Origin of the sequence: Nocardia grenadensis NBRC 108939 (assembly GCF_001613445.1) — a bacterium.
Classification (GTDB): domain Bacteria; phylum Actinomycetota; class Actinomycetes; order Mycobacteriales; family Mycobacteriaceae; genus Nocardia; species Nocardia grenadensis.
In genome coordinates, this window is record NZ_BDCJ01000056.1 from 1 (window position 1) to 4,336 (window position 4,336).

7 protein-coding genes are annotated in these 4,336 nt (G+C 66.7%); all 7 read left to right on the forward strand.

The genetic code is table 11. The features are described from left to right. The coding region (locus NGR01S_RS29660) for an FtsK/SpoIIIE domain-containing protein (protein ID WP_281179824.1) at positions 1–756 on the forward strand (756 nt) is incomplete at its 5' end. Between the two features lie 37 nt (positions 757–793). Beyond that, a complete protein-coding gene (locus NGR01S_RS29665; RefSeq protein WP_063025346.1) occupies positions 794–988 on the forward strand; it encodes a hypothetical protein in 195 nt (64 codons plus the stop codon). Further along, complete coding sequence (locus NGR01S_RS31390) at positions 985–1,146, forward strand: hypothetical protein (protein ID WP_156511150.1); 162 nt, start codon at positions 985–987, stop codon at positions 1,144–1,146. The genes NGR01S_RS29665 and NGR01S_RS31390 overlap by 4 nt, the downstream gene beginning before the upstream one ends. Then, positions 1,143–1,817 (forward strand): hypothetical protein, encoded by a 675-nt coding sequence (locus NGR01S_RS29670; protein WP_063025348.1) that lies wholly within the window; start codon positions 1,143–1,145, stop codon positions 1,815–1,817. Before NGR01S_RS31390 ends, NGR01S_RS29670 begins: the two co-directional genes overlap by 4 nt. Further along, entirely contained in the window at positions 1,817–3,517 is a 1,701-nt protein-coding gene (locus NGR01S_RS29675) for a replication initiator (protein ID WP_063025350.1), read from the forward strand. The genes NGR01S_RS29670 and NGR01S_RS29675 overlap by 1 nt, the downstream gene beginning before the upstream one ends. Before the next feature lie 13 nt (positions 3,518–3,530). Next, positions 3,531–3,710, forward strand: coding sequence for a helix-turn-helix domain-containing protein (locus NGR01S_RS29680; RefSeq protein ID WP_063042719.1), 180 nt, complete (start codon positions 3,531–3,533; stop codon positions 3,708–3,710). Further along, positions 3,710–4,336: N-terminal phage integrase SAM-like domain-containing protein (locus NGR01S_RS29685; protein ID WP_245664841.1), on the forward strand; the 627-nt coding region annotated here is incomplete at its 3' end. The genes NGR01S_RS29680 and NGR01S_RS29685, both read left to right, overlap by 1 nt.

Here is a 4,336-nt window from a genome sequence, read left to right on the forward strand (position 1 = left end):
GGTGCCACCGAGTCGGGTAAAGGCAGCGTGTTGTGGTCGATCGTGAACGGCCTCGGTCCCGCGATCAAGGCCGGGCTGGTGGACATCTTGCTGGGTGATCCGAAAGGTGGGATGGAGTTCGGGCGTGGTGAAGACCGGTTGTGGACCGATTTCCAGTGGACCGCTGAGGGCATCATCGCGATGTTGAAGACCGCTGAGTCGGAGATGCAGGAGCGTGCGGCCCGGTTCAAAGCCGCTGGTATCCGCAAGTTCACGCCGAGTGTCGAGGAACCGTTGAAGGTCGTCATCATCGACGAGTACGCGGCGTTATCGGCGTTCGCGACCAAAGAGCAGGTGTCGGAGGGGCTGCGGCTGCTCGGTCTGATCCTGACCCAGGGCCGGGCGGTCGGCTACAGCGTGATCGTGGCGTTGCAGGACCCGTCGAAGGAGAACATGCCCAATCGGCAACTGTTCTCGATCCGGATCGGTCTGCGGTTCACCGAGCCCTCTCAAACAACCATGGTCCACGGTCAGGGCGCCAAGGATCGGGGCGCGTTGTGCCACGAGATTCCGACCACAACGCCCGGTGTCGCCTACGTCGGCCAAGACGGTGCCAAGGAGTTCCGGCGGGTCCGCGCCTACTGGGTCTCCGACGACGACGCCGACCGCATCGTCGATGCCTATTCCCCGGCCTCGCCGGATCTGTCTCCGCAGGCCGATTACTCCGGGTTCGACCCCGACGACCTCGGCGACGAACCGACCTCGATCGCGGCATAGACCCGCGAACCATCCCCCCGCGAACGGAGATACCACCATGACCCGCAACACGATCCCCGCCCCGGCCACCGCCGACGTGATCGACCTCGCCGCCCGCCGCCGCTGCGCCCTCGAACGCGCCGGGTACGACCCGGTCTCGGTCGCGGTGGGCATGTTCGCCGACACCGGACAGCTGCCCGGCTGGGACTTCACCACCTACCACGACGACGACGGTTCCGGGTGGGCGGCATGACCAGCACCCCGGCCACCGACCAGCCGAGCGAGCGCCCCCGGCTCGTCGTGCAGGCCACCGACCACACACCCCGCACACGCTCCCGCCGGGTCCGGAAGAACCTGCACGAACCCTGCCCCGACCAACTCTCGCTTTTCGATCCGGAGAACCCGTCATGAACCTCACGACCACGCTCACCACCGGTTCGACCACGGCCACCGTCACCACCGGCCCGCAGAAGCGGCGTGACCCCTTCGACCTGCTCGGCCTCGCAGTCCTGAACACCGGCTGGTACCTGATCATCGGGGCCGGGGTCGCGCTCCATTGGGCGATCCTGTTCCCCGTCATCTCCGTCCCGTTCCTCCTCGCCGCTATCAGCGGGTACCTGTTCGGGTGGCCTGTCGGAGTCGCCGAAGCCGCGTACGCGGTGGTTGTCATCTTCGGGTTCCGCCGCCGCTTTCCCGACCTGTTCGCCCGCTGGGTCACCGACCGCGCCCGGACCCGGTTCCTCACCTGGTGGCGCTACCGACGCAACTGGGCCCGGCTGATGAAAGCCTGCCGCCTCACCACGGCCACCGAAACCAGGACCGTCACACCGAAACTGCTCGCGGTCGGCATCGGCCACGGCACCGACCGGGTGCAGCTGCGGATGCTGGAAGGCCAGTCACCGGCCGATTTCGAGATGCGCGCCGAGACCCTCGCCCACGCCTTCAAAGCCGAGCAGTGCCACGCCTCGATCGTCGGCCCCGCCACCGTCGAACTGCGATTCCGCCACGGTGACGCCCTGGCCGACACCGTGCTCGCGCCTCGGGTGGATCAGTGGACCAAACCGGAAGGAGTCACCGCCTGATGGAACTCACGGCCTCGACCGATACCGGGGTCGTCCCAGTCCGGCAGACAGCGGCCCAGCGTCGTAGCCTGCCGGACTTCCGGGATGTCGCCGAAGAACTCGCCGCCCAGGAACACATCTGTGTCCGCCCGATACCGATGCTGGCCTACGACCCGAAAACCCTCACCGAGGAATACGTCGCGGCTCCGTGCAAGTCCACGGTCGCTTCGGTGTGCCCGGCCTGCGCCGACAAAGCCCGGTTCCTGCGGATCACCCAATGCCGGGAGGGCTGGCACCTCGACCACGAACCCGAAACCGACAAGACCGACCCCACCGAACACCAAACCGCGCTGCTGGCCGCACGGGCCGACTTGTTCGACACCTACCAGCAGGCCAAAGCCGACGGAGACACCGACACGATGTCCGGTGTCCGGGAAGTCGTCGCCGACCTCGACGCGGAAATGAAAGACTCCGGGTTCCGCGGTCGCCTCCCGGCTCTGGATATCGAGCCCAAACCCCGGCGTGCCCGCTCCACCCGCCGCCGCCAGGACGTCCCGAACCTGCCCCGGCTCAAGGTCGAGAAAACCACGGTGGGCCGCACCTACGCCGGGCATCAACCGTCCATGTTCATCACGCTGACCATGCCCTCCTACGGCGCGATCAACCGTGACGGCGCGGTCAACGACAAAGGCGAAACAGTCGGGGACGGTTCCCCGGTCAACCCGGACAACTACGACTACCAGCGTGCCGCCCGCGATGTCGTGCACTTCTCGGCGCTCTTCGACCGGTGGATGCAAAACCTCCGGCGGGCGGTCGGCTGGAACATCCAGTACTACGGCACCGTCGAACCCCAGAAACGCGGCGCCCCGCACCTGCACATCCTCATCCGCGGCACCGTACCCCGCGACATCATCCGGCAGGTCACCGCCGCGACCTACCACAACGTGTGGTGGCCCCCGCACGACCGCGACAGCGAGGTCTACCCCGGCGACATCGTCCCCGTCTGGGACCCCGCCCGGCTGACCTTCGTCGACCCCGACACCCGTTCACCGCTGCTCGCCTTCGATGACGTGCAAGATCTCCTCGACGACGTCGACGACCTGGAACCCGCGCATGTGGTCCGGTTCGGGGAGCAGATGGACCGCGCCGACATCCGGGGCCATGTCCCCGGCCGCAAAGCCGACCGCGCCATCGGCTACGTCACGAAGTACCTGACCAAGTCCATCGCCGAAGTCCTGGAGACCGACTCCGACCGCACCCGCGCCCACTACAACCGGCTGCACCAGGAGTTGCAGCACACCCCGTGCTCGAAACGCTGCCCGGTCTGGCTGCGCTACGGCATCGTCCCCCAGGGCGCCACCGAGAAGACCATCCCCGGCCGCTGCAAGGGCAAAGCACACCGTCGCGACACCCTCGGCCTGCCCGGCCGCCGGGTCCTGGTCTCCCGGCAGTGGTCGAACAAAACCCTGCCCGATCACAAGGCCGACCGCGCCGAATTCGTTCGGCAACTCCTCGCCCAGGTCGGGATCGTCAAACCCGACACCTCACATCTCAAGCTCTCCATCGTCCGGCCCGGCGACCGCTCGGCCCCGCCCCGCGATCACCTGATCCTCTCGGCCATCGCCAAACGCAAGATCTGGCGCGCCGAATACACCCGCGCCCTGCTCGCAGCGGGCCCACCAGCACAGCAAGACACTTCGGCAATTCCGGTAGCGGCGTGAGAGGGGCGCAGATATGAGTGAGAAATTCATGACGGTGCAGCAAGCGGCAGACGTGTTGCAGGTCTCCCGCTACAGCATCTATCAGTTGATCTGGTCCGGGCAGGTGCAGTCGGTCACCATCGGCCGGTCCCGCCGAATCGTTCGGCAATCGTTCGACCTCTACGTGTCCGACCTGATCGACCAGGCCGCGTGATGGCCGACAAGAAGCCTGCTCGCCGCAGGAACCCGAACGGCTCGGGCACGATCAGCCAGCGAAAGGACGGCCGGTTTCAGCTGCGTATGTTCGTGGATGCCCCGGATGGGACCCGGAAACGGATCACCTTCTACGGGGACACCTGGGAAGCGGCGGATAACGAACGGACCCGGCTCAAGGAGCTACAGCGGCGGGGCGTCCCGGTTGATATCACCACGGCCACCGTGGGCGAGTACTTGCGGCATTGGCTGGTGAACGTGGCTCAGCCGGAGGTCCGGCCGACGACGTATGTCACCTATGAGCTGCTGGTCCGCTTGTACATGGTGCCGGGGCTCGGCAAACGCAAGCTGCGGGCCCTGCAAGCCGACCATATTCGCACCTGGCTGAATGGCTTGCGGACGCGGTGCCAGTGCTGTGCGCAAGGCAAGGACGCCAAGCGAGCGGAATCGGGGCGGGCGCGCTGCTGTGCCAAAGTGCCGGCCGAATGCTGCGAGAGCTACCCGAGTACGGGAACCCTACGGGCGTTGCTGCGTGTGCTTCGGGCGGCGTTGCAAGACGCGGTAGAAACCGACATGCTCGCGCGCAACGTAGCTCGGCAGGTCAAGATGCCTACCGGTCACCTGCGC